At 68.3% G+C, this 25,873-nt stretch carries 22 protein-coding genes; 12 read left to right on the top strand and 10 right to left on the bottom strand.

Annotated elements, in window-relative coordinates; all coding sequences use genetic code 11:
• Positions 1-4 precede the first annotated feature (4 nt).
• The gene (locus GOAMI_RS13250; RefSeq protein ID WP_006437047.1) at positions 5-763 is read left to right on the top strand and encodes a hypothetical protein; all 759 of its coding nucleotides are present in this window, start codon (positions 5-7) and stop codon (positions 761-763) included.
• Positions 764-773: 10 nt separating this feature from the next.
• Here the strand turns inward: GOAMI_RS13250 and GOAMI_RS13255 are convergent, their stop codons facing one another.
• Complete coding sequence (locus GOAMI_RS13255; RefSeq protein ID WP_006437048.1) at positions 774-1,775, bottom strand: enoyl-CoA hydratase/isomerase family protein; 1,002 nt, start codon at positions 1,773-1,775, stop codon at positions 774-776.
• A gap of 220 nt (positions 1,776-1,995) precedes the next feature.
• On the opposite strand from GOAMI_RS13255, the gene GOAMI_RS13260 reads away from it, so the two are divergent.
• The 5 genes from GOAMI_RS13260 to GOAMI_RS13280 all read left to right on the top strand — a co-directional run bounded on the left by GOAMI_RS13260 (position 1,996) and on the right by GOAMI_RS13280 (position 7,476).
• Positions 1,996-3,600, top strand: a complete 1,605-nt coding sequence (locus tag GOAMI_RS13260) for an ABC-F family ATP-binding cassette domain-containing protein (protein WP_006437049.1) — start codon at positions 1,996-1,998, stop codon at positions 3,598-3,600.
• Positions 3,601-3,724: 124 nt separating this feature from the next.
• The gene (locus GOAMI_RS13265; protein ID WP_006437050.1) at positions 3,725-4,867 is read left to right on the top strand and encodes an MBL fold metallo-hydrolase; all 1,143 of its coding nucleotides are present in this window, start codon (positions 3,725-3,727) and stop codon (positions 4,865-4,867) included.
• Positions 4,864-5,625, top strand: a complete 762-nt coding sequence (locus tag GOAMI_RS13270) for a crotonase/enoyl-CoA hydratase family protein (RefSeq protein WP_006437051.1) — start codon at positions 4,864-4,866, stop codon at positions 5,623-5,625. Before GOAMI_RS13265 ends, GOAMI_RS13270 begins: the two co-directional genes overlap by 4 nt.
• Positions 5,626-5,682: 57 nt before the next feature.
• Entirely contained in the window at positions 5,683-6,585 is a 903-nt protein-coding gene (locus tag GOAMI_RS13275) for a LysR family transcriptional regulator (RefSeq protein ID WP_040004820.1), read from the top strand.
• Between the two features lie 6 nt (positions 6,586-6,591).
• The gene (locus GOAMI_RS13280) at positions 6,592-7,476 is read left to right on the top strand and encodes a LysR family transcriptional regulator (protein ID WP_006437053.1); all 885 of its coding nucleotides are present in this window, start codon (positions 6,592-6,594) and stop codon (positions 7,474-7,476) included.
• A 216-nt stretch (positions 7,477-7,692) separates the two neighbouring features.
• On the opposite strand, the gene GOAMI_RS13285 is transcribed toward GOAMI_RS13280, so the two are convergent.
• Positions 7,693-8,916, bottom strand: a complete 1,224-nt coding sequence (locus GOAMI_RS13285) for an acetyl-CoA C-acetyltransferase (protein ID WP_006437054.1) — start codon at positions 8,914-8,916, stop codon at positions 7,693-7,695.
• A 51-nt stretch (positions 8,917-8,967) separates the two neighbouring features.
• Positions 8,968-9,726, bottom strand: a complete 759-nt coding sequence (fabG, locus tag GOAMI_RS13290) for a 3-oxoacyl-ACP reductase FabG (RefSeq protein ID WP_006437055.1) — start codon at positions 9,724-9,726, stop codon at positions 8,968-8,970.
• 176 nt (positions 9,727-9,902) lie between these two features.
• Between fabG and GOAMI_RS13295 the strand changes: the two genes are divergently transcribed.
• Positions 9,903-11,102, top strand: a complete 1,200-nt coding sequence (locus GOAMI_RS13295; RefSeq protein WP_006437056.1) for an acyl-CoA dehydrogenase family protein — start codon at positions 9,903-9,905, stop codon at positions 11,100-11,102.
• A 60-nt stretch (positions 11,103-11,162) separates the two neighbouring features.
• On the opposite strand, the gene GOAMI_RS13300 is transcribed toward GOAMI_RS13295, so the two are convergent.
• From GOAMI_RS13300 to GOAMI_RS13315, 4 genes are all read right to left on the bottom strand, one after another.
• Positions 11,163-12,809, bottom strand: coding sequence for a class I adenylate-forming enzyme family protein (locus GOAMI_RS13300; RefSeq protein ID WP_006437057.1), 1,647 nt, complete (start codon positions 12,807-12,809; stop codon positions 11,163-11,165).
• Complete coding sequence (locus tag GOAMI_RS13305) at positions 12,806-13,570, bottom strand: SDR family NAD(P)-dependent oxidoreductase (protein ID WP_006437058.1); 765 nt, start codon at positions 13,568-13,570, stop codon at positions 12,806-12,808. The genes GOAMI_RS13300 and GOAMI_RS13305 overlap by 4 nt, the downstream gene beginning before the upstream one ends.
• Before the next feature lie 48 nt (positions 13,571-13,618).
• Positions 13,619-14,752, bottom strand: coding sequence for a thiolase family protein (locus GOAMI_RS13310; RefSeq protein ID WP_006437059.1), 1,134 nt, complete (start codon positions 14,750-14,752; stop codon positions 13,619-13,621).
• A gap of 170 nt (positions 14,753-14,922) precedes the next feature.
• Positions 14,923-16,182 (bottom strand): MFS transporter, encoded by a 1,260-nt coding sequence (locus GOAMI_RS13315; RefSeq protein WP_006437060.1) that lies wholly within the window; start codon positions 16,180-16,182, stop codon positions 14,923-14,925.
• 378 nt (positions 16,183-16,560) lie between these two features.
• Between GOAMI_RS13315 and GOAMI_RS13320 the strand changes: the two genes are divergently transcribed.
• From GOAMI_RS13320 to GOAMI_RS13335, 4 genes are all read left to right on the top strand, one after another.
• Positions 16,561-17,757 (top strand): acyl-CoA dehydrogenase family protein, encoded by a 1,197-nt coding sequence (locus GOAMI_RS13320; protein ID WP_006437061.1) that lies wholly within the window; start codon positions 16,561-16,563, stop codon positions 17,755-17,757.
• Positions 17,758-17,793: 36 nt separating this feature from the next.
• A complete protein-coding gene (locus GOAMI_RS13325; protein ID WP_006437062.1) occupies positions 17,794-18,951 on the top strand; it encodes an acyl-CoA dehydrogenase family protein in 1,158 nt (385 codons plus the stop codon).
• A gap of 203 nt (positions 18,952-19,154) precedes the next feature.
• A complete protein-coding gene (locus GOAMI_RS13330; protein ID WP_006437063.1) occupies positions 19,155-20,051 on the top strand; it encodes an SGNH/GDSL hydrolase family protein in 897 nt (298 codons plus the stop codon).
• Positions 20,052-20,083: 32 nt separating this feature from the next.
• A complete protein-coding gene (locus tag GOAMI_RS13335) occupies positions 20,084-21,889 on the top strand; it encodes an ABC-F family ATP-binding cassette domain-containing protein (protein ID WP_006437064.1) in 1,806 nt (601 codons plus the stop codon).
• Here GOAMI_RS13335 and GOAMI_RS13340 read toward each other — a convergent pair whose 3' ends face one another.
• The 3 genes from GOAMI_RS13340 to GOAMI_RS13350 are packed head-to-tail and all read right to left on the bottom strand — an operon-like array spanning position 21,890 to position 24,745.
• Positions 21,890-23,035: an alpha/beta fold hydrolase gene (locus GOAMI_RS13340; protein WP_416486767.1), complete on the bottom strand. Its 1,146-nt coding sequence runs from the start codon at positions 23,033-23,035 to the stop codon at positions 21,890-21,892.
• A gap of 54 nt (positions 23,036-23,089) precedes the next feature.
• The gene (locus tag GOAMI_RS13345) at positions 23,090-24,040 is read right to left on the bottom strand and encodes a 4-(cytidine 5'-diphospho)-2-C-methyl-D-erythritol kinase (protein WP_006437066.1); all 951 of its coding nucleotides are present in this window, start codon (positions 24,038-24,040) and stop codon (positions 23,090-23,092) included.
• Between the two features lie 36 nt (positions 24,041-24,076).
• On the bottom strand, positions 24,077-24,745 hold the full coding sequence (locus GOAMI_RS13350) for an HAD family hydrolase (protein WP_040004828.1): 669 nt from the start codon (positions 24,743-24,745) through the stop codon (positions 24,077-24,079).
• A gap of 118 nt (positions 24,746-24,863) precedes the next feature.
• Here GOAMI_RS13350 and GOAMI_RS13355 point away from each other — a divergent pair, with 118 nt between their 5' ends.
• A complete protein-coding gene (locus tag GOAMI_RS13355) occupies positions 24,864-25,856 on the top strand; it encodes an LLM class F420-dependent oxidoreductase (protein WP_006437068.1) in 993 nt (330 codons plus the stop codon).
• Positions 25,857-25,873: the final 17 nt, after the last annotated feature.

Consider the following 25,873-nt stretch of genomic DNA (forward strand, 5'->3'; position numbering starts at 1 on the left):
CCCGATGAGGCGTCACCTCGTACGCACCCGTGGTGTCGGGGCGCTGATCGTGGTGTCCGCGACGGCGCTCCTGATCTCGGGCTGCGCCGGCGGTCTGCCGCCGGCCGCGACGTCGACGAGCGTCGCACCCACCCCGACCGCACGGCCGATCGATCCCGCGAAATGCGCCGAGAAACCGCTACAGGGCAATGTCGACCGCGGCGGCCACGGCCTCGACTTCCGTTCCGGCGACATCCGGATCGCGATCACCGAACAGGCAGCCACGACGGCCGGTCTCCCGGCAGCCGGCAACCGCGAGACCTCCGAGGAAGCGACCACCTGCTACGAGTTCGCGCGGTGGGGTCCGGCGCGGCCCGATGTCCCGCCGGATTCGCTGTTGTTCGTGTTCAAGGGAACCGGGACCGACGGCGCCCAGATCGAGTTCCCCGTCAGCGAATTGACCGGTGGCACCGTCCCGCCCGCCGGTGGCGGACCACGCCCCACCGCCGGCCCCCTGACCACACCGATCAATGCCCAGATCGGGGTCTCGGTCGACGGTGTCTACCACCAGTCCTCGGCGTGCCGGCTCAGCATCAGCGGGATGTCGGGCAAACTCGCCGCGGGTTCGTTCACGTGCCCGGAGGCCTCCCGCGTCGACGCCAATCCGTTCGCGCCCGACGACGACGTCGCCTACGACACCGACGAGTCGTCGACGAGCCGGAGACCCGACGCCGGCACCCCGTCGACAGTCGTCCTGTCCGGACGGTTCCAGGTCACTCCGTAGGGGTTTCGGCTCACGCACCCACGATCCGCGCGACCACCGCCGGGTCGACGTCGTCGATGGCGGCGGGGTCGAAAGACGGGTTGCGGTCCTTGTCCACCAGCACCGCGCGCACTCCCTCGAGGAAGTCGTTGGTCGCCGTGATCTGTTGCGCCGCATGCAGTTCCCGGTCGAAGCACTCGTCGATCCCCGACTGCGCGCCGGCGTTGATCATCGCGGCCGTCACCCACAGGCTGGTGGGTGAGGCCTTCTCCAGCAGGCCGATCATCTCCGCGGCCCAGTCGTCGCCGATCGCACCGCGCAGGCCGCCGACGATCGCGTTGACGTTGTCGTCGGCGAAGTACTCCCCGATCTTGCGCAGCGGGACGTCGCTGGTCTCGGTGGTCCCCGACGACGCCAGCGCATCGGCAAGGGGATCGCCGGAACGGATCGATTCGGCGACTCCGGCCAGATCGGCCGACGCGACGAAATGCGTTGCCAGGCCGACGGCCACCGCGTCGATCCCGCGGATACGGGCCCCGGTGAGGCCCAGCCACATGCCGACGCCCTCGGGCAACCGCGGGAGGAAGTAGGTGGAGCCGATGTCGGGGAAGAATCCGATCGCGGTCTCGGGCATCGCGATCATCGCCTTCTCGGTCACCACCCGGATCTCGCCGTGGACGCTGATGCCGAGGCCGCCGCCCATGGCCGCGCCGTCGATCAGGCTGACATAGGGCTTGGGGTAGTCGGCGACCATCTGGTCGAGGCGGTACTCGCTGTTGAAGTAGCGCGTGATCGCCGTGGTGTCCCCGTCGAGCGAATAATCGCGTATCGCACGGATGTCACCGCCCGCGCAGAACGCGCGGTCGCCGGCCGAGGTGACGAGCACCGTCTCGATCGAGTCGTCGTCACCCCACTCGCCGAGCGTGGCGTACATGTCGTCGATCATGGTCTGGTCCAGCGCGTTCAGGGCTTTCGGCCGGTCGAGGACGATCTCACCGACGCCGTTGGACACCGAGGTGCGAATGAAGGACATGCCCTCAACCGTAGCGGTGCCGGAGGTCCGGGTTCATCGCACCGGAATGAGACCGGGAGAAAACGCGTTGGCAGACCCGAGGACATCTACTACGGTGAATTCCGCAGTTGCCGGCGACACGAGGAGTGATCCCACCCGATGAAGAACTGAAGTGGCCCCCGCCGACGCGCGATGTCGATGAGACACCCGTCGGTGAATCCGAACCACTTCAGGAGTTCTCGTGTCCACTGCCCTGCCCTCTTCTGCGCAGTCCCCGTCTTCTCCGGGATCGTCGATCGTGTTGTCCGACGTCTCGTTCAGCTGGCCCGACGGCACCGTCGTCTTCGATCACCTCAACCTCACGCTGGGTGCGTCGACGTATTCGTTGATCGGCGCCAACGGTGCGGGTAAATCGACGTTGCTCGGCTTGATCGCGCAGCGCCTGCGCCCGGCATCGGGCAGTGTCAGCATCGCCGGCACCGGGCCCGCACCGGAGGTCGGGATCGTTCCGCAGGACCCGCAGTCGGACCCGGGATCGACCGTGTCCGCAGCGCTCGGGATCGACGGCATCCGCGACGCGATCCGTCGCATCGAGGGCGGGTCTGTCGACCCCGCCGACTTCGATGCCGTCGGCGACGACTGGGACGTCGACGAACGGGCGATCGGACTCCTCGAACAGATGCGTCTGCCCGCCGATCTCGATCGGCGGGTCGGCGCCCTGTCCGGTGGCGAGGCGACGCTGTTGTCGATCGTCGCCGCGCTCATGCGCCGACCGTCGGTACTGCTCCTCGACGAACCGACGAACAACCTCGACACCGGCTCGCGAACAAGGCTTTTCGATGCCATCGACACCTTCGCCGGCACGGTGGTCGTGGTGAGTCACGATCTCGAACTGCTCGAGCGCGTCGACGCGACACTCGAGTTGTACCGGGGGCGGGTCCGCGTGTTCGGTGGTCCGTACTCGCACCACCGCGACATCGTGGACGCCGAGCAGGAGGCCGCCGAGGCCGCGGTCGCCAACGCGGCCGGCGATCTGCGAAGACAGCGCCGTGAGCTGGTCGACGCCCGGATCAAGCTCGATCGCCGCGCCCGCACCGCGGCGACCGCCGAACGGGAGAAGCGGGTGCCGAAGATCATCGCGCACAAGCGCCGAAGCGAGGCCCAGGTGTCGGCCGGGAAGCTGCGCAACACCCATCGTGACGACGTCGCGGCGGCCGCTTCCCGTCTGGACGGGGCACGCGAGGAGATCCGGGACGATCGCACCGCCGGGATCGTGGTGCCGGAGGTCGAACTGGCGCCACGCACCCAGGTCGTCACCGATGATCGGTTGCGGATCGATGGTCCGGAACGGATCGCGCTCGTGGGGCCCAACGGATGCGGGAAGTCGACGCTGATCGCGGACCTCATCGCACGCGAGGCCATCGCGGTGCCGTATGCGTATGTGCCGCAGCAGATCGTCTTCGACGACCCGTCGCTGTCGGTCGCCGGCCTGGTGTCCGCGCATCACCCGGACAACGGCACTCAGGAGGTGCGTTCGCATCTGGCGCGGTTCCTGTTCCGCGGCGCCCGCGCCGACCGTGCGCTCGAGGAGCTCTCCGGCGGTGAGCGGTTGCGCGTCGGCCTCGCCGACGCGCTGCTCGGGGACCCGATCCCGAGGCTGCTGATCCTCGACGAACCGACCAACAACCTTGACCTCGACACGGTCACCCAGCTGGTCGGCGCGCTCGAGAGGTGGAATGGCGCGCTGCTCGTCGTCTCGCACGATGCCGGGTTCCTGGAGCGGGTCGGGATCGATCGTCGCGTCGCGGTGGGTGGGTCATCGTCAGCGCAAACCTTCGATCCATAGGTAGTTCCTCACGGCGCCTGAGCCGCCCCCACTTTGAGCGTCACCGGCCTCTCGTGATCGGATGACTGTTACGCACCGCAACAGCCATCGGGTGCGCCGCGACGATGACAGCCCAGGAGGTCGGATGACCACGATCGAGGTGACCGGTCGGCTCCAGCAGCAGGCCTGGGCCGACAAGGTGCTCCCGCCGGTCGAAGAAGTGCGGCCGGGGCTGTGGTCGATCCCGGTGCCGATGGGTCCCAACCCGTTGCGGTACGTCCTGGTCTACGCCCTCGCGCTGCCCGACGGCGGTCTCGCGCTCATCGACGTGGGCTGGCCGTCGGACGAGTCGTGGCAGGCGCTCGTCGACGGCATCCGGGGCACCGGCCACGACGTCACCGACGTGCGCTCGGCGGCCATCACGCACTTCCATCCCGACCACTTCGGCCTCGTCCCGAGGCTGCTCGAGCACACCGACGCCGAGCTGCTGATGCACCGCGACGATGCCTGCCACCTGCGCTATCACTCCGACGACGAGGTCGAACGTCAGCTCGACGAGGCCCGGTGGGAGTTGCGCGTGCTGGGTGCCCCGGCCGACGTCGCCGGACTCGGACTCGTCGACTTCGTCCGGCTACCCGACGGCCGGACCGTCGACCGAGAGCTGACCGCGGACGCCCCCCTCGACATCCCCGGCTGGAACCTGCGCGCCATCTGGACGCCCGGTCACACCCCGGGCCACCTCTGTTTCGCCGACGACGACGCGGGAGTCATCTTCACCGGCGACCACCTGCTGCCGCGGATCAGCCCCAACGTCTCGACCAGCCCGATGCAGACCCAGAGCCCACTCGCGGACTACCTCGTCTCCCTGGCGAACACCGAGCGGATGCGAGACCACGAGGCCCTGCCCTCCCACGAATACCGGTTCCGCGGTCTGGGTGCCCGGGTCACCGGGTTGCTGTCTCATCACGAGGAACGGCTCACCGAGATCACCGAGGCGGTCGCCGCGCGTCCCGAGTCCACCGCGTGGGAGATCACCCAGGCCGTCCGCTGGTCCCGGCCGTTCAGCGACCTCAACCTCACGATGAAACGCCTCGCGCTGCGCGAGACCGACGCTCACCTGCTGGTCCTGAGTGAGCGTGGAATCCTGTCATCGACGCCCGCCCCGACCGAGGCCGACCTCGCCGACGACGCGATCGAGCCCGTCCGGTGGTCGCTGGCGACGGTGTCCGAAGACCACACGAGCAGTTCGCCTTCCGCAATTCACTACACAGAGGAGAATCCCCAATGAGCGCCGTGCTCACCGAGTTCGCCGACGGCGTCGCCGTCATCACGATCAACCGTCCCGAGGCGAAGAACGCCGTCAACCTCGAGGTGTCCGAGGGCATCGCCGCGGCCATCGACGAACTCGAGTCGCGCGACGACCTCACCATCGGCATCCTCACCGGCGCCGGCGGTACGTTCTGCGCGGGCATGGACCTCAAGGCGTTCACGCGCGGCGAGCAGGTCTCGCTGAAGGGCCGCGGATTCGGTGGCCTCACCGAGGCCCCGCCGAGCAAGCCGCTGATCGCCGCGGTCGAGGGCTGGGCCCTCGCCGGTGGTTGCGAGCTCGCGCTGTCCGCCGACCTCGTCGTCGCCGCCGAGAACTCCAAGTTCGGCATCCCGGAGGTCAAGCGCGGTCTCGCCGCAGCCGCCGGCGGCCTCCTGCGCCTGCCCAAGATCCTCCCGTACCAGGTCGCGATGGAGCTCGCCCTGACCGGTGACCCGCTCACCGCCGAGCGCGCCCACCATTTCGGACTGGTCAACAAGGTCACCAAGCCCGGCGAGGCCCTCGACGGTGCGCGCGAACTCGCCGCGAAGATCGCCGCCAACGGACCGCTTGCGGTGCGTGCAACCAAGCAGGTCACCTCGATGGCCATCAAGTACACCGACACCGACCTGATCAAGAAGCAGTGGGAGTACCTCACCCCGGTCTTCACGTCCGAGGACGCACAGGAGGGTGCCAAGGCGTTCGCCGAGAAGCGCGCACCCCAGTGGCGGGGCCGCTGATCATCACAGTGGAAGGGCCGCTGATCGCGGGAAAGGCCGATCACTAGAGTGACTGAGGTGGACCTGCACCTCGTGACCTACTTCGTCGCAGTCGTCGACCACGGTGGGATCACGAAGGCCGCCCAGTCGCTCTACATCTCGCAGCCCTCGTTGTCGCAGGCCATCCGGACGCTCGAGAAGCGTCTGGGTGTGACCCTTTTCGACCGGACCGGACGGCGCCTCGAACTCACCGAGGCCGGACGCAAGCTCGACGACGCGGCGAGGCGCATCCTCGCCGACGTCGAGCGTGCGAAGCAGAAGGTCGACGCGGTGCGCGAACTGCAGGCCGGGCGTGTCGACGTGGTGACGTATGCGGCATTCAGCATCGATCCCCTCGTCGACGTCGTCCGCCTGTTCCGGGAGCGCTTCCCGAGTCTCGCGGTGCGAGTCCTCGCCGCCGACGGTCCGGCGGGTGTGCTCTCCGCATTGCGATCCGGCGCTGCCGAGATCGGCGTCATCGACTCATCCGCCGAACACGCGACGTTCTCCGCCATCCCGATGACGGAGCAGGAACTGGTGGTGGCCGCACCCGACGCGCTGGCCGCAGGACTCCCGGACACCGTGTCGCGCAGTGCCATCCGCTCGGTGCCGCTGGTCATCGACCACAGCGACCAGCACACCGCGACCCTGTTCGCCGACCTCATCGACGACGCCGCGCGCAACGTCGTCGTCGACTGTCCGCTGCCGGCGGCGATCTGGAATCTCGTCGAACGCGGCACGGCCGCAACGGTTGTGCCGCGCATCGTCGCCGACAAACAGCTCGCCGGTGTCCGGCAGCTCGCGCTCGATCCGCCGCTGACACGGCCGTGGGGACTCGTCCTGCGCTCGGGACTCCTCTCGCCGGCGGCCCTCGCCTTCATCTCCGCGGCCCGGGCCCACTCCGGCCTGAGCCCGGAGCCGACCGAGACCCGGGACTGGTAGGCCACCATGGAATTACGCCAGGTCGAATACTTCCTCGCCGTGGTCGAGAACCAGGGCATCGGCGGTGCCGCCACCGCGCTGGGCGTCGCGCAGCCGACGGTCTCGCAGGCATTGCGCGCCCTCGAACGCGAACTCGGCGTGCAGCTGTTCCACCGCATCGGTCGTGGCATGGTCCCGTCGGCGGCCGGCCGCACGATGGTCGGTCCGGCGCGCCAGATCATCCGCGACGTCGACGCCGTGGGCGATCTCCTCGCGGCCGAGGAGGATGAACTCACCGGTCATCTCGACCTGCTCGCCTCACCGGCGACGGCGGTCGGTCCGGTCGTCGACCTCATCGCCCGCTTCCGCGCCGCCTATCCGCGAGTGTCGGTGCGGCTCGGCGAATTACGCGATGAGACGCGGGCGGCGTCGTCCATCGAGGACGGTCACTGCGAATTCGCCGTCGCCCACCTGCCCATCGCCGGCGACGCGCTCGAGGTCATCGTTCTCGGTGAGCAGGAGTACGTCCTCGTCTATCCCGAGGACGCCGTGGTTCCCGACGGACCGATCCCACTGGGAAATCTCCCCGCGGTGCCGATGGTGTTCGTCCCGCGCGGGCACTCGGTGGCCGACGAACTCGAGGAGGCCATCCGCGTCGGCGGGGTCCGGCCACCACTCGCCGTGCTCTCCGAGCATCGGGAGGAACGACTCCCGATGGTGCTGGCCGGTATCGGCGGCACCCTGCTGGAACGTTCGATGGCCGAGACGGCCGCGGACCGCGTCGTCATCCGGGAGACCGAACCGCGTTTCGTCCGGCCGTTCGCGATCGCCTTCGACCCCGCGTCCCTGTCGCCCGTGGGTCAGGCCTTCGTCGAACTCGTTCGCGCGCAGGTCGATCCGCCGGCCGAGTAGCGCCGAGACCAACTCACCAGGCCCTTCGAGGCTCGTCGCTATCGCTCCTCACACCTCAGGGAGCAGTGGCGTGCCGTGCCCGTTCCTTCGGATCAGGGAGCGCGGCGCCCCACCCCGCCGGCCGAGTAGCCTCAACCGCAACGCAGCGCGGCGCCCCCACCCGCCGGCCGAGTAGCGTCGACCGAGCGGAGCGAGGACGCCGCGTATCGAGGTCGCTCAGGAGACCCGCTCGAAGATCGCGGCCAGTCCCTGACCGCCGCCGATACACATCGTCTCGAGACCGTAGCGGGCCTCCCGGCGCTGCAGTTCACGGGCCAGCGAGGCCAGCATGCGGCCACCGGTCGCGCCGACCGGGTGGCCCAGCGAGATGCCCGAACCGTGCACGTTGGTGCGGTCGAAGTCGCCTCCGGAACCGAAACGGCCGAAACCCCATTCACGGGTCACGGCGAGCGCCTGGGCGGCGAAGGCCTCGTTGAGTTCGATGAGGTCGATGTCGGCCAGGGTCAGACCGGTCTTGGCCAGTGCCTTCTCGGTGGCCGGCACCGGTCCGATGCCCATGGTGCGCGGCGGCACACCCGCGAGACCCCATGAGACGAGCTTGACGAGCGGACGCAGGCCGAGCTTCTCGGCGACCTCGCTGGTCGTCACGATCGCCATCGACGCCGCGTCGTTCTGGCCGCTGGCGTTGCCCGCGGTCACGGTGGCCTCGGGGTCGGACTTGCCCATGATCGGCTTCAGCTTGGCCAGGGACTCGACGGAGACGTCGGGGCGCGGATGCTCGTCGGTGTCGATGATCTGATCGCCGGCACGGCCCGGGACGGTGACCGGGATGATCTCCTCGGCCAGCACACCGTCCTTCTGTGCACGCACTGCGCGCGTGTGGGATTCGACCGCGAGCTCGTCTTGCTCGGCGCGCGAGATCTCGTACTCCTTGCGGAGATTCTCGGCGGTCTCGATCATCCCGCCGGGCACCGGGTAGTGCTTACCACCCGCGGTCGAGCGAGCGCGGACGAGGCTGTCGTGCATGGCGATTCCGGTACGCGCGCCGCCCCAGCGCATGTCGACGGAGTAGAACGAGGCGTTGCTCATCGACTCGGTGCCACCGGCGACGACGAGGTCGTTGTCGCCCGAGGACACCTGGTAGGCGGCCTGGATGACGGCCTGCAGGCCCGAGCCACATCGGCGATCGATGTGCATGCCGCCCACCGTGATCGGGAGCCCGGCGTCGAGGGCGACGACGCGGCCGATGGCCGGGGCCTCGCTGTTGCCGTTGCAGTGCCCGAGGATCACGTCCTCGACCTTCTCCGCGTCCAGGCCGGTGCGCTCGAGCAGACCCTTGAGCGCGGTCACGCCCAGGTCGACCGCCGTGAGGCTCTTGAACATCCCGCCGTACCGGCCGATCGGGGTACGTACCGGCTCACAGATGACGACGTCTCGCATGGTTGACCTTTCGCAGAATCTCGGGTGGAAGAGTGTGGGTGAGAACAGCTCTCACATGAAGCGGCCGCCGGTCACCTCGAGCACGGTGCCGGTCATGTACGACGACATGTCCGAGGCGAGGAACAGGGCGACGCTCGCGACCTCGCCGACCTCACCGGCACGGTGCATGGGGATCTCCGACATCTTCTGATCCCAGGCCTTCTGCGGCATCGCCTCGGTCATCGCCGAGCGGATCAGGCCGGGCTGGATCGCGTTGACCCGCACGCCGTGGTGCGCCATCTCCTTGGCGGCGGCCTTCGTCATGCCGACGATGCCGGCCTTCGCGGCGGAGTAGTTGGTCTGGCCGACCATGCCGACCTTGCCCGACAGCGAGGAGATGTTCACGATCGCACCGCGCTTGGCCTCGCGCATGATCGCGGCTGCCTTGCGGGTGCCGTTCCAGGTGCCCTTGAGGTGCACCGAGATCACCAGGTCGAAGTCCTCTTCGGTCATGGTGCGCATCGTGGCGTCGCGGGTGATTCCGGCGTTGTTGACCAGGACGTCGAGCGAACCGAAGCCGTCGACCGCCTCGGCGAGCAGAGCGTCGACCTCGTCGCCGTTCACCACGTTGCACTTCACCGCACGGGCGACGTCGCGACCACCGAGCTTCTCGGCGGCCGCCTGGGCGGCGTCGAGGTTGAGGTCACCCAGGACCACCTTGGCGCCCGCGTCCACGAAGGACCGGGCGATCTCGAAGCCGATGCCCTGGGCACCGCCGGTCACGACGGCGGTGCGCCCCTCGAGCAGCGGCTGGGCGGTGGTGGATGACATCTTCGGTCCTTCCCATGGGGTTCTGGTGCAAACGCCGACGGCGTGAGGCGCCGGGTTATGGCAGTAATCTAACCCGCATTTCCGGCGCCGAACGCCTCCGTTTCATACGCAACGGCTATCGGAGCGATCCCGCTTTCGTATTGGACCCCTCACCGTGGACGCGCAAGAGTGGCAGCATGACCGGAGTGATGCAACCAGCAACCGCGACCTCCCAGGTGAGCGCGGAAGACTTCGCCGACATCCTGGCGGCGACCCGAGAGTTCGTTCGGGAGGTCGTCGTACCGCGCGAGCAGGAGATCCTGGACACCGACGCGATTCCCGAGGACATCCGCCAAACCGCCAAGGACATGGGTCTTTTCGGATACGCGATCCCCCAGGAGTGGGGCGGACTCGGACTCGACCTGACCCAGGACGTCGAACTGGCGATGGAACTCGGTTACACCTCCCTCGCGCTGCGGTCGATGTTCGGCACCAACAACGGCATCGCCGGTCAGGTGCTGGTGAACTTCGGCACCGACGAGCAGAAGGCTGCCTGGCTGGAGAAGATCGCCTCCGGTGAGGTCGTCGCGTCGTTCGCGCTGACCGAACCGGGCGCCGGGTCGGATCCCGCCGGCCTGCGCACCAAGGCCGTCCGCGACGGCGACGACTGGGTCATCAGCGGCGAGAAGCGCTTCATCACCAATGCTCCGCTGGCCGACCTGTTCGTGGTGTTCGCGCGCACCCGCCCGGCCGACGAGAACGGCACCGGCATCGCGGTGTTCCTCGTCCCGGCCGACTCCGCCGGTCTGACCGTCGGTGCGAAGGACCGCAAGGTGGGTCAGGAGGGCGCCTGGACCGCCGATGTGCACTTCGACGGCGTTCGCGTCCCGAACTCGGCCCTCGTCGGCGGTAGCGAAGACGTCGGTTACAAGGCCGCGATGATGTCCCTCGCCCGCGGTCGCGTGCACATCGCCGCACTGTCGGTCGGTACCGCTCAGCGCGCACTCGACGAGTCGATCGCCTGGGCGGCCACCTCCACGCAGGGTGGTGAACCGATCGGTGAGTTCCAATTGGTGCAGGCCATGCTCGCCGATCAGCAGACGGGCGTGATGGCCGGACGCGCCCTGGTCCGCGACGCCGCCCGTGCCTGGGTCGACAACACCGACCGTCGTCTCGCGCCCTCGGCTGCGAAGCTCTACTGCACCGAGATGGTGGGCAAGGTCGCCGACCTCGCCGTCCAGATCCACGGCGGCAGCGGCTACATGCGCGACGTCCCGGTGGAACGCATCTACCGCGAGGTCCGTCTGCTCCGACTGTACGAGGGCACCAGCGAGATCCAGCGCCTCATCATCGGCCGCAACCTCTACAAGCAGGGCGCCAAGAACGCCCAGCGCTGAGCTCACGACGACAAGGGCCCGTCCTCACCTCGGTGGGGACGGGCCCTTCTTCGGAGCAGGTCAGGAGTGTGTCAGACGCTCCCGCAGGGCGACCTTCTGGATCTTCCCGGCCGCCGAGGTCGGCAACTCGTCGACGACGAAGACGTCGCGGATCTTCTTGTAGGGCAACACCTGTTCGGCGACGAACGCGGCGACCGCGTCCTCGTCGATGTCGTGACCGGCCTTGGCGACGAGGAACGCCACCGGCTCCTGGCCGACGGGCCCGGCCTCACGACCGACCACCGCGGCGGCCGCGACATCGGTGTGGGTCACCAGGATCTCCTCGAGCTCCCGCGGATACACGTTGTAGCCCTTGTAGATCAGCATGTCCTTGGCGCGGTCGCAGATGTAGATGTAGCCGTCGGCGTCGCGGTAGGCGATGTCGCCGGTGTCGAGCCACCCGTCGACGAACTGTTCCGCGGTCTGGTCGGGATGACCGAGGTAACCGTCGGTGACCTGCGGCCCGCGAACCCAGAGCTGTCCCCTCTCCCCCGCCGGCAGGACGACGGCCGGGTCACCGGCGGCGCGGATCTCGACCTCGGTGTCGAAGGCCGGCAGTCCGACGCTGCCGAGCCGGTACTGGCCCTCGGCCGTGAGCGGTGCCGAGGACACCAGGCAAGTCGCCTCGGTGAGTCCGTAGCCTTCGACGATCGCCGCTGCGGGGAAAGCCTTCTCGAGTTCTCCGAGCGTCACGAGATCGATCGGAGCGGCGCCCGACGAGACCACCCGCACCGACGTCAGGTCACGCGACTCGACGTCGGGGTGGACTGCCAGCGCATGCCACATCGCCGGGCTGCCGGTCACATACGACGCCCGGTACCGCTCGATCAGGGCGAGCATCCGTCCGGGTTCGAACCGTCCGGCGAACACATGGGTTGCGCCGCAGAGCAACAGGAACGACATGTTGATCAGCGCGTGCGCGTGGAACAGCGGCGACACGACGACGGTCGCGGCATCGCCCGGAACCACTCCACGGTCGGAACCCTCGCGCGGTGTCAACCGCAGCAGACCGTCGTCGCCGACCTCGACCGCGTGCCCCGCACGCCAACCGATCATCTGCGTGACGTTGCCCAGGACGTTGCGGTGCAGCACCCGAACGCCCTTCGAAACGCCCGTCGTCCCACCGGTGAACGCCACATGTGCGACGTCGTCGGAGGACACGGAGACGGCGGGGGCTTCCGAGTGCCCGGCGGTGAACTCCTCGAACGAGATCGCCCGCACGCCAACCGCATCCTCGACGGACCCGTCCACGACCACCACGGTGGTCAACGATGAATCGACGGCCGCCGACAGCAGTCGACCGGACTGCTCGACCTGCGTGAAGGCCGCCACCGCGCCGGTCTCGACGATCTGCCGGTGCAGGCCGGGCACCGGCTGCAACGGATTGACGAGCGTGACGGTGGCACCGGCTCGCAGCGAACCGTAGTAGGCGACAACGAATTCGATGCTGTTGGTGAGATAGATCAGCACCACGTCGCGTTCGGCGACGCCCGCCGACCGAAGGGCCGACGCCACCGCCGCCGAGCGCGCGTCGAGTTCGGCGTAGGTCAGCGTCGTGTCTCCGTCGACGACCGCCGCGCGGTCGCCGTACAGCGCTGCCATACTTGCCGGCAGCACCGCCATGCTCGTGTCCGGATAAGTGAGCGTCGTCGGCGACACGCCGCTCATCGCGGTGCCATGCGGATCGCACCGTCGAGGCGGATGGTCTCGCCGTTGAGGTAGGCGTTCTCCAGGATGTTCGCCGCGAGCTGTCCGAACTCGTCGGGACGACCGAGGCGCGACGGGTTGGGGATGCTGGCCGCGAGCGAGGCCCGCACGTCATCGCGCAGGCGAGCGAGCAGCGGGGTGTCCATGGTGCCGGGCGCGATGGTGTTGACGCGGATCAGCTTGCTGGCCAGGTCGCGTGCGGCCACGAGGGTCATGCCGACGATGCCCGCCTTGGAGGCCGAGTAGTTGATCTGGCCGATCTGCCCCTCGAAGGCCGCGACGGAGGCCGTCATGATGATGGCGCCACGCTCGCCGTCGATGGGTTCGAGGCGCGCGATGCGCTCGGCACCCAGCGACAATGCGTGGAACGACCCGACGAGGTTCAGCTTGATGACGAACTCGAAGTCCTCCGCCGACCCGGCCTTGCCGTCCTTGTCGAGGATCCGCATGCGCCGGCCCGCGCCGGCGCAGTGCACGAGTCCGCGCAGGCCGCCGCGCTCGTCGGCGACATCGAGAGCGGCCGCGAACTGTTCGGCATCGGTGATGTCGGCGGCGGCGAAGTTCGCCGCCGAACCCAGGCCGTCGGCGACGGCCTGTCCGTCGGAGGTGGGCAGATCGATCAGGGTGACCAGGCCGCCGGCGTCGATGACGCGCTTGGCGGTGGCGAGCCCCAGGCCGGAGGCGCCACCGGTGATCGCGACGGAGAGTCCCTTGAGTTCCATTGTGCTGATGTGCCTTTCAATGCTGTCTGGCGTCGGGTGAGGTCGGGATCAGAGGAGTTCCAGGATGGTGGTGTTGGCCATGCCGCCGGCCTCACACATCGACTGCAGGCCGTAGCGGATCCCGTTGTCGCGCATGTGGTGCACGAGGCGGGTCATCAGGATCGCGCCCGAACCGCCGAGCGGGTGGCCGACGGCGATCGCGCCGCCGAGCGGGTTGAGCCGTTCGATGTCCGCGCCGGTCTCGGCCTGCCAGGCCAGCGGCACGGGCGCGAAGGCCTCGTTGATCTCGAAGGCGCCGATGTCGTCGATCGACAGACCGGAACGCTTGAGCGCCTTGGCGGTCGACGGGATCGGGCCGGTCAGCATGACGACCGGGTCGTCGGCCGCGACCACCGCGGTGTGGATGCGCGCGATCGGGTTCAGGCCATGCGATTTCGCCGTTTCCGACGACATGATCAGGAGTGCACCCGAGCCGTCGGAGATCTGCGAGGAGTTGCCGGCGTGGATGACGCCGTCCTCGGCGAACGCGGGCTTGAGCTTGCCGAGCGACTCCAGGGTGCCCCCGCGGCGGATGCCCTCGTCACCTTCGAGCACACCGGAGATGGGAGCCAGCTGACCGTCGAACGCACCGCGGTCGACGGCGGCGGCCGCGAGTTCGTGTGAGCGCAGAGAATATTCGTCGACGCGCGTGCGGTCGAATCCCCACTTCGCGGCGATCGTCTCCGCGCCGAGACCCTGGCTGAACTTGTCGATGCCGTAGCGGTCGAGGACGGTGGCGGGCTGGTGTTCGCCGTTGGGGGCCGAGCTGCCCATCGCGACCCGGCTCATCGACTCCACACCACCGGCGATGACGACATCCTGCTGGCCCGAGATGACCGCGGCGGCAGCCATGCTGACGGCCTGCTGGCTCGACCCGCAGGCGCGGGTGACGGTGGTGCCGGGTACGGACTCCGGCCACCCGGCCGCGAGGATCGCGGTGCGGGCGATGTTGCCGGCCTGCTCCGACGACTGGCTGACACAACCCCACACGACGTCGTCGACGATCGCGGGATCGACGCCGGTCCGCTCGACGAGAGCCTCGAGGACGTGGGCGGACAGGTCGGCCGGATGTATTCCGGACAGGGCTCCGCGGCGGCGTCCGATCGGGGCGCGAACGGCGTCGACGATCACTGCATCGCGCATGAGGTCTCCTAAAGATGTCGGGCAGTGGATGAGGGAGTTTCAGTTGTGGAACCGAGGACGTCCGTGAGCGGAAATCACCCGTCCTGTCGAGCCGACCACGAAGGGGTCTGGCGGACAAGTCGATTCCCGCTCACGGACGATGAGGTGCTGCCTATGAAAGAAGCGTCGCCTCAGGCGGTGAGCACAGCATGCGGACGCAGGCGTGTGCGGTCGCGCGCCGGGTTGGCGAAGATCAGCGCCAGCACGGCGCAGACCGATGCGACCAGTCCGAGGACCTGGAACGCAAGCGGGAACACCGTGGCGGCGAAGCCATAGCCGACCGACAGGATCAGGACACACACCATCGGGGTGCTGACCGACGGCAGCAGGAACAGCAGGACACCGGAGATCAGGACGCCCACCGACGGGACGACGATGCGGAGCATCCGCGGCGACCCACCCTTGGTGATCATCCGGTCACTGGTGATCGAGATGAGCAGCATCAATACGAGACCGACGATCGACGGGAAGGCGAACATCGAACCGGACTGCAGCTGGCTGTAGCCCAGGCCGTCCTCGAAGTACGACGGCAGCCAGGTGAGCACCACCGAGACCAGGGCGTAGACGCTCATGACCAGCAATGCACCGGTGATGAAGGTCGGTGCGAGGAAGATCTTCACCCACGGGGTGGCCGGCTCGGCGTCGGCCGGCGAGGTCTCGCCCGTCGCCGTCTCGTCGACCTTCTTGGTCTTGCCGCCGGCGATGTAGGGGCCCGGGCGCCAGGTCGACAGCCACACGACGGCCCAGACCGCACCGGCGGCGGCGAGCACGAACAGCGCCCAGCGCCAGCCGAAGCTGACGGTGATGACCGTCAGGAGCGGGGCGATCGCGATCTTGGCGATCGATGCGGCACCGGCCAGCAGAGCGCCGGGCAGCGCCCGACGCGCCGGCGGATGCCATGCGTACGCGGCGGTGTGCAACAGCGCCGACGTGGGTCCTTCGGACAGGCCCAGCAGGAGCCGGCTGATGAGCAGGACCGCGAAACCGGCCACCGCGATCAGCGGCAGCATCGCCGCCGCCCAGCACAGGCCGAGGAGGACCAGCGACCAGCGCAACGTCATCCAGCGGTTGAGCAGGCCGGCGAAGAAGCCGCCGATGGTGAAGGTGAGGAAGAACAGGCTTCCGACGAGTCCGATCTGGGACGCGCTGAGACCCAGTTCTTCACGCAGCGGCTTGGCGATGATGCCCAGTACGGCCTTGTCGGCGTAGTTGATCACATACAGGCTGACCAGCAGGGATGTGAGTCCCCATGCGGTGAGCCGGGATTCGCCGAGCGGGCCGACGCCGCCGAATCGTCCTGGCGTCACCTCGAAATCGGTGGTGTCGGGCGCAGTGGGGGCTGCCGCGGGATCTTTGCCGGAGCCTGATCCGGAGGCGGTCGTGACCGTCATGGGGAAACCTCTTTCAGGCGAATGGTCTGAGAGTAGATGGACCGGGAATTCAGTGGGGCGGATCACATCTGCGTTCGATTGAAACTGTCGTCAATGTGAGGCACAACGTTCGCTCGGCGAACGGTCCGACTACAGCTGCCTATGTGTCGAGGGCCACAGCGCTGCGAACAGGCACCATTGGCTGGCCCTATCCGAGAGTTAGGCACGGAACAATCTGCCGCGGCCGTTCCATGACGACCATTGGCTCGCGCTATCGCACCCTTAGCGCATCGCGTCTACTTCCAGCGGTCACGGGACGGCATGCTTGGGTACGTTGCGTCTCACATCCGCCAGCCGGTGCGACCTGCACCGCTTACTCATGGGAGAGAACCCACCACCATGGCCCGCCTCGCGCAGACCCTGGGCCTCACCGAGATCCAGACGGAGATCGTCGCCAACGTGCGCTCCTTCGTCGACAAACAGATCATCCCCAATGCGCAGGAACTCGAGCATGCGGACGAATACCCGCAGGCCATCGTCGACGGCATGGGCGAGATGGGGCTGTTCGGCCTGATGATCCCCGAGGAGTACGGCGGCCTCGGTGAATCGCTGCTGACGTACGCCCTCTGCGTCGAGGAACTGGCACGTGGCTGGATGAGCGTCTCGGGCGTCATCAACACCCACTTCATCGTCGCCTACATGCTGCGTCAGCACGGCACCGACGAGCAGAAGCAGCGGTTCCTCCCGCGAATGGCCACCGGCGAGGTCCGGGGTGCGTTCTCCATGTCCGAACCCGAACTCGGCTCCGACGTCGCGGCGATCAAGACGACCGCCAAGCGCGACGGTGACGACAGCTACGTCATCAACGGACAGAAGATGTGGCTGACCAACGGCGGATCGTCGACTCTGGTTGCGGCACTTGTCCGTACCGAGGAGGGCGAGGAGCGCCCGCACAAGAACCTGACCACCTTCCTGGTCGAGAAGCCGGCCGGCTTCGGTGAGGTGGTCCCGGGCGTGACCATCCCCCGCAAGCTGGACAAGATGGGCTACAAGGGAATCGACACCACCGAGCTCGTCTTCGACGGCTACCGCGCACCGGCCACCGACATCCTGGGCGGGGTGCCGGGCAAGGGTTTCGCGCACATGATGGACGGCGTCGAGGTCGGTCGCGTCAACGTGTCCGCGCGTGCGTGCGGAATCGCCCAGCGCGCCTTCGAACTCGGCGTCAAGTACGCCCAGCAGCGCTCCACGTTCGGCAAGCCGATCGCCGAACATCAGGCGATCGCCTTCTCGCTGGCCGAGATGGCGACCAAGGTCGAGGCCGCGCACCTGATGATGGTCAACGCCGCCCGGCTGAAGGACTCCGGGGAACGCAACGACGTCGCCGCGGGTATGGCCAAATACCTGTGCAGCGAGTACTGCGCCGAGGTCACCCAGGCGTCCTTCCGCATCCACGGTGGCTACGGCTACTCCAAGGAGTTCGAGATCGAACGCCTGATGCGTGATGCGCCCTTCCTGCTCATCGGCGAGGGCACCAGCGAGATCCAGAAGCAGATCATCTCCAGGGGACTCCTGCGCGAGTACCGCGAGCAGTAACCAATCCTCCACTTCCCCAACACTTTAGGAATCACCATGCAGCGTCGCATCTTCACCGAGGACCACGAGGCCTTCCGCAAGACGATCCGGGACTTCATCACCAAGGAAGTCGTACCCGTCTACCACGACTGGGAGAAGCAGGGCCATCCGCCGCGCGAGTTCTACAATCGGCTCGGCGATCTCGGCGTCCTGGGCATCGAGGCCCCCGAGGAGTTCGGCGGCGGTGGCGTCACCGACTTCACCTACTCCCTGGTGATCGCGGAGGAGACCTCCGCGGCGGGCGTCACCTTCGGCAGCTACTCGGTGCACTCGAACCTGATCCTCCCCTACCTGATGGAGTACGGGACGCAGGAGCAGAAGGAGCGTTGGATCCCCGGATTCTGTTCCGGCGAGATCATGTTCGCGATCGCGATGACCGAACCCGGCACCGGCTCGGACCTCGCGAACATCGCGACCACCGCGAAGCTGTCCGAGGACGGCTCGCATTACGTGCTCGACGGCGCCAAGACCTTCATCACCGGTGGCGCGCTCGCCGACCGCATCCTCGTCGTCGCCCGTACCACCCCCTTCGATCCCGAGAACCGTCGTGCGGGACTGTCGATCCTGGTGGTCGACACCAAGTCCGAGGGATTCTCGGTCGGCCGCAAGATCGAGAAGATCGGACTGAAGGCCTCCGACACCGCCGAACTGTCCTTCGACTCGGTGAAGGTGCCGGTCGAGGACCTCCTCGGCGAAGAGGGCGCGGGCTTCAAGTACCTGAGCCACAACCTCGCCCAGGAACGCCTCACCATCGCGATCGGGGCGTCGGCCACCGCCGCCGCGGCCGTGCAGCACGCGATCGCCTACACGAAGGAACGCGACGTCTTCGGCAAACCGGTCGCGGCCTTCCAGAACACCAAGTTCGTGCTCGCCGAGTGCTCGGCCGAGGTCGAGGCGATCCGCGCGATCGTCGACCGCGCTCTCGAGCTGCACAACGCGGGCGAGCTGACCGTCCCCGACGCCGCCCGCGCCAAGCTGTTCGCCACCGAGACCGCCGGCCGGGTCATCGACAACTGCCTTCAGCTGCACGGCGGTTACGGCTACGTCCTCGAGTACCCGATCGCCCGCCTGTACGCCGACACCCGCGTCTCGCGCATCTACGGCGGCACCAGCGAGGTCATGAAGACGATCATCGCCAAGGATCTGGGGCTCTAGCAGGTCCGGCTTCCAGATCACGTTGCGTTTTGTCCCGCCAAACGGGACAGGACGCAACGTGATCCGGCGGGTGCCGTAACGCCGGACCCGCCGAGTGCGAAATCAGTGCCGAGAAGCAGCACCGAGAACGCACTCCGTGCACACGCGTGATCTGCTTGCCTTAATATTCGCTGAGCAAAGCAGCGGGGTCGGGACGTGGGAAAGTGCGGGATCAGTTGGTGCGGGAGTATCGGCGCGGGGTGCGCGCCCTGGCAGCGGTCTTGATCACCGCTTTTGTGACAGCACTGGTGGCCGCGACGGCATCCCCCGCGCAGGCTGCGCCCGTGCGCTACACCGGCGGCCCATACATCGCGATGGGCGATTCGCGGGCCTCGGGCGGATTCTTCACGCCGACACCCGAGTACTTCGACGGTTGTAAGCGGTCGGCGCTCAACTATCCGAAATACGTGGCGGCGATGACGCTGCCACGGCGTTTCGTCGACACCTCGTGCGCCGGGGCGCAGTCGGCGCACCTCTATCGCGCCGCACAGCACACCTCGCGCGGGGCGAAGGCGGTCCAGCTGAACCTGGTCCCCCGCGACGCCCAGCTCATCACCGTCAGCATCGGTGGCAACGACATGCAGTGGGCCGCGATCCTCGCGCAGTGCGCGATCCGCCAGCCCCTCACGGATCGACGCTGCCGGCACAACCCGCGGCACGAGAACGAGGTGCGGTGGCGCGTCCAGCTCATGGAGAACCGTGTCACCCCGGCGCTGCGGGCGATCCGCCAGAAGGCTCCCCGCGCGCAGATCATCGTCGTCGGACTCGGCGGATTCATCGGAAACAGCGGATGCTGGCCGCTGATCCCCCTCAGCGACCCCGACGCCCGGTGGATGCGTCAGGTGTTCCACCGCGCCAACGATGCGCTCCTGCGCGCGACGACCAAGGTCGGCGGCGCTTTCGTCGACGCCAACCGCGGGTCGCTCGGTCACGACCCGTGCAATCTGATCAATCCCTGGTACGAGAGCGCACTGTCGAATCGGATCGCGCTCCCCTACCACGTCAACCAGGCGGGAGCGCTCGCGATCGCCATGATGATCAACGGCGCGATCCGCCGGTAACCCTCCCGGACCCGGTCACTAACCTGGTCGGCGTGGCTCATCTTCTCGGCGCGGAAACCCTGGCTCTGGAATACCCGACGACCAAGGTCTTCGACTCGGTGTCCCTCGGCGTCAACGAGGGCGACCGTATCGGCATCGTCGGCCGCAACGGCGACGGCAAGTCGAGCCTGCTCGCCATGCTCGCCGGCCGCAAACAGCCCGATTCCGGTCGCGTCACGGTGCGTGGCGGAGTGCGTGTCGGTGTGCTCGACCAGGCCGACCGCTTCGACGACGACGAGACCGTCGGGCACGCCGTCGTCGGCGACCGGCCCGAACACGAATGGGCCGGGGACCCGCGCGTCCGGGATGTGATCGGCGGACTGCTCGGCGACGTGGAATGGACGGCCCCCACGGCTTCGCTGTCCGGTGGTCAGCGCCGCCGGGTGTCGCTGGCCCGGCTCCTCGCCGGCGAATACGACGTCCTCGCGCTCGACGAGCCGACCAACCACCTCGACGTCGAGGCCATCACCTGGCTCGCCGATCACCTCAAGCGCCGCTGGCCCGCCAACGCCGGCGGGCTGCTGGTCGTCACCCACGACCGGTGGTTCCTCGACGAGGTCTGCACCGTGACCTGGGAGGTCCACGATCGGATCGTGGAACCGTTCGAGGGCGGTTACGCCGCCTACATCCTGCAGCGCGTCGAGCGTGACCGGCAGGCCGCAACCATCGAGGCGCGCCGTCAGAACCTGGCCCGCAAGGAGCTCGCCTGGCTGCGCCGCGGTGCGCCCGCCCGCACCTCCAAACCCAAGTTCCGCATCGACGCGGCCAACGCCCTCATCGCCGACGTCCCGCCGGTCCGCGACACCGTCGCCCTGAAGTCGCTGGCCACCGCCCGCCTCGGCAAGGACGTCGTCGACCTGATCGACGTGTCGGTCTCCTACGGCGACCGCGACGTCCTCGACGGGGTCGAATGGCGCCTGGCCCCCGGCGAACGCACCGGCATCCTCGGTGTCAACGGCGCGGGCAAGTCGACCCTGCTCGGGCTCATCGCCGGCACCGTCGAGGCGACCGGCGGAAAGGTCAAGCGCGGCAAGACCGTCAAGGTCGCCACCCTCACCCAGCGGCTCGACGACCTCGACCGCTACCTCGACGACCCGGTGCGCGTGGTCATCTCACAACTGCAGACCACGTACACGTTCGGTGCGGGATCGAAGGCCCAGGAGCTCTCCCCGTCGCAGCTGCTCGAACGCCTCGGTTTCGACAGCGCCCAGCTCTCGACCCCGGTGCGCGACCTGTCCGGTGGTCAGAAGCGGCGTCTGCAACTACTGCTCATCCTGCTCGACGCCCCGAACGTGCTGATCCTCGACGAGCCGACCAACGACCTCGACACCGACATGCTCGCCGCCCTCGAGGATCTCCTGGACTCCTGGCCCGGCACCCTCATCGTCGTCTCACACGACCGGTATTTCCTCGAGCGCGTCACCGACCAGCAGTTCGCCGTGATGAACGGCAACCTCCGTCACCTGCCCGGCGGCGTGGACGAGTTCCTGAAACTTCGTGCGGCACAACAGAAGGCGACGGCTTCGGCGACCTCGTCGGGTTCCCGGGGGTCGTCGACCGCGACCACCGCCACGATCAGCGGCGCCGAACTGCGGGCGGCGAACAAGGAGCTGGCATCGCTGGAACGCCGGATCGACAAGCTGCACAGCAAGATCGACGATGCACGCACTTCTCTCGCCGACCACGACCAGGCCGACTACCAGGGCCTGACCGCCGAGACCGAACGGATCCGCGAGATGGAGTCCGAGCTCGCCGAACTCGAGGAACGCTGGATGGAGCTCGGCGAAACCATCGAGTGACTACCGCCCGAACGCCTCTCGGACGGCGGTCATGACGTCGGGCAGTGAGCCGTCGACGACGCTGCTGTGGTCGGCGCGCACGTAGGTCTTCAGGTCGACGTCAGTGCCGTCGCGGCTCATCGCCGACCGCAGTGAACGGCTCAGTGGATACGGCAGCACCGGGTCGAGGAGTCCGTGCGCGATGGTCACCTTCGCCGGGTAGCCGGAGGCCGGAACCTCGGCGTAGGCCCGCAGGGCGTCGCGGAACTTCTGGTCCTTCGTGAACGACGATGCGACAAGCGATCCCGGCGACACCGACCGCAGCGCGTCGACGACATCACCGTTGCAGCGGGCGCGCGACCGGTCCAGGAACCGCTTGCCGCTGTCGGTGAGGAAGTCCCCGACCCCGAGTTCGGGCTGCGAATGGTCCAGGCCTGCCAGGGTGTAGAGGAACGGGGCGCTCAGAACGTTGAGGGTGCCGAGTCCGGGTACGCGCGGTCCGAAGAGACCGAACAGGTTCTCCAGCGACGACACCGGAGCGATCGCGACCGCCCCCTTGACCGGCAATTCCGGAGCGTACGACGGTGCGCGGTGCGCCGCGTGCAGTGCCGCGTGTCCGCCCTGGGAGTGCCCGACCGACACCCAGGAGCCACCGAGGGCCGCGTCGACCGACCTGGCCGCGCGGATCATGTCGACGACCGAGTACGCCGCGGCCGCGCCGCCGAGATAGTCGGTCTCCCCAGCGGATCCGAGTCCGGCGTAGTCGGTGGCCGTCACCGCGTAGCCGGCTTCCAGCGCGGCCCGCACGGGTGCTTCGACCCCGTCACCCAACCGATGCTTCGTGGGTGCGCACTCGTCGGCGATGCCGACGGTCCCATGCGCCCAGGACACCACCGGCCATCCGCCGGGCGGCGGTGTGCCGCGCGGGACCCAGTAGACGCCGCTCGCCATCGCCGGGCGTCCACGCTGGTCCCGCGTGGCGTAGGTCAGCCGGGTACCGGCGGCCGCGGCCGACGGTAGCTGGTCGTCGGGAACGTCGCGGGTGGTGAACACGAATCCGTTGTCGGGGGCCGCGGCTGTCGACGGCGGCGTCGACGTGAGCGACCCGATGCCGACGAGCACGGCGACGGCGGATGTCAGCACGGCGGTCAGTGGTCTGCGGAGCACCCGCACAACTGTAGTGACCTCCGAGAAATGCGAGGTCAGCGCAACGCGATGGCCTCAGTCGGTGCCCAGGATGCGGGTTCCCGGTGCAGGACCGCTCGCGGTGCGGACCACGCGGGCGACACCGGCTCCCGACAGTTCGGCGGCCACGTTCACCGCGGACTGCTCGTCCGCGCACAGGAACGCACACGTCGGACCCGACCCCGACACGATCCCCTTGAGGGCTCCCGCATCCACCCCGGCCCGGAGGGTGCGGCGCAGCGTCGGCTGCAGGCTGAGGGCGGCGGGCTGGAGATCGTTGTGCAGCAACGGCGCCACCGCGCGGGGGCTACCCGACGCGAGCGCCTGCATGAGATCGTCGGGGCGACGCAGGAAGTCGCTGTCGTCATCGGTCTCGTCGGAACGACTCTCCCGCAGTCGGTCCAGTTCCCGGTACACCGCCGGCGTCGACAGGCCTTCTCGCGCAAGGGCGAGCACCCAGTGGAACTCGCCTCGGGAGAGCACCTGCATCAGCTGCTCACCGCGTCCGGTGCCCAGCGCGGTGTTGCCGTGGAGCGCGAACGGGACGTCGCTCCCGAGGTCGGCGGCGATCTCGGCGAGGTCGTCACGCGAGATGTCGAGCTTCCACAGATGCGCGAGCGCCACGAGCGCTCCGGCGGCGTCGGCGCTGCCGCCGGCCATGCCGCCGGCGACCGGGATCGTCTTCTCGATCTCGATGGCGACGTGTGCCGAACGGTCCGCCCACTCGGCCAGCGCTTGCGCCGCGCGGGCCGCGAGATTGGAGGCATCGGCGGGTACCGAACCGGCGCCCTCACCGCGCACGGCGACGGTCAGCTCGTGGGCGCGCGCGACCCGGACGTCGTCGTGCAGCGAGAGCGCCTGGAAGACGGTGACCAGATCGTGGTACCCGTCAGCCCGGCGCGGGCCCACACCCAGGTGGAGGTTCACCTTCGACGGGGCACGCGCGGTGACGGAATCGGTTACCACCGACAGCGACGTTCGCGACACAGTGATTCAGACTAGTCGGCCGCTTCGCAGATGCGCTCAGGGCCGCCACCCGCGGCGCGACAGTTCGCCCACGTGGTCGACGACGAGTACCGCCCCCGCGTCGCGTAACTCGGCTTCGGCGAAACCACCGGACCGGACCGCGACGCACTCGGCGGGGAGCCGATGCGCGGACGCGACGTCCCACACCGTGTCTCCGACGACGACCGCCCGGCCACCCCCCGCCTGCGTCAGGGCGACCTCCAGGATGTCGGGTGCCGGCTTCGAATCGTCCGCGTCGTCCGACGAGGTGACCGCGGCCAGATCGTCGTGACCGAACCCCAGCACTTTCAGTGCGGCGTCGGTGAATTCGGCCTTGCCCGACGATGCGAGCGCCACCCGGTATCCCGCGTCGAGCAGACCTCGGACGAAGTCGACGGCCCCGGGCAACGGCCGCAGGTCGGGCACCAGTTCGCGGTAGTGACCCTCCCAGTCGTCGCGGAGGGTGTCGCCCAGCGACTCCTCGACCTCGTCGCCGCAGATCTCGCCGACGAGCCGGTCGCCGCCCATTCCGATGGCACGGTGGACCTTCCACCACTGCGGGGTGAGGTCGTGCGCGGTGAAGGCCCGCATCCAGGCGAGTGCGTGGAGATAGGTCGAGTCGATCAGGGTCCCGTCGACGTCGAGCAAAACGGTGTCGACTGGAGCTCCGGCGTCTGCGTCGGGCATCTGCACCTTCTTTCCTGGTCGGTTGACGCGTGGTGAGGCGGTCCGTTTACCCGCACGGCTCGCGGGCTACACCGAAGCGACCGATCCCGGCCCACGAAAGACGTGCAGAGGAGTTCTGATGACACCCCGATTCGGGTACACCTTGATGACCGAGCAGGCCGGCCCCAAGGATCTGGTCCGCTACGCCATCGGCGCCGAGGGCGCCAGCTTCGACTTCGAGGTGTGCAGCGACCATTACTTCCCGTGGCTGTCCGCCCAGGGCCACGCCCCCTACGCGTGGTCGGTCCTGGGTGCGGTGGCACACGCGACCGAGCGCGTCGAGCTGATGACCTATGTGACCTGCCCGACGATCCGCTATCACCCGGCCGTCATTGCGCAGAAGGCCGCGACCCTGCAGATCCTCGCCGACGGTCGCTTCACCCTCGGACTGGGTTCGGGGGAGAACCTCAACGAGCACGTCGTCGGCATGGGCTGGCCTGCGGTCGCCGATCGCCAGGACATGCTCGCCGAGGCCATCGAGATCATCCGCACATTGCACACCGGCGAACTCGTCGACTTCCGCGGCGAGTTCTTCCAGGTCGACGCCGCGCGCGTCTGGGACCTCCCCGACCAGCCGGTGCCGATCGGCGTCGCCGTGGCCGGCGAGTCCGGTATCGACACGTTCGGCCCGCTGGCCGATCATCTGATCGCCGTGGAACCCGACCCGGACCTGATCTCGGCGTGGAACGCCCAGGCCGCCACCTCGACGATCGACGGCAAGGGCACCCGCGCCATCGGTCAGATCCCGATCAGCTGGGGCCCCGACCGCGATGCCGCCGTCGAACGTGCCCACGACCAGTTCCGCTGGTTCGCAGGCGGCTGGGATGTCAACGCCGATCTCCGGACCACCGCGGGCTTCGCCGCCGCGACCCAGTACGTCACCCCGGACGATGTCGCGGGCAACATCCCGTGCGGCCCCGACCTCGACCAGATCGTCGAGGCCGTGAAACCGTTCTGGAAGGCCGGATTCACCGACATCGCGCTCGTGCAGATCGGCGGCGAGACGCAGGACGAATTCCTGCGCGACGCCGCACCGGAGCTCCTGGAGAGACTACGGGCGGCGTCGAGCTGAGAATGTCGCACTGAAAT

This window comes from Gordonia amicalis NBRC 100051 = JCM 11271, from assembly GCF_000332995.1.
Classification (GTDB): domain Bacteria; phylum Actinomycetota; class Actinomycetes; order Mycobacteriales; family Mycobacteriaceae; genus Gordonia; species Gordonia amicalis.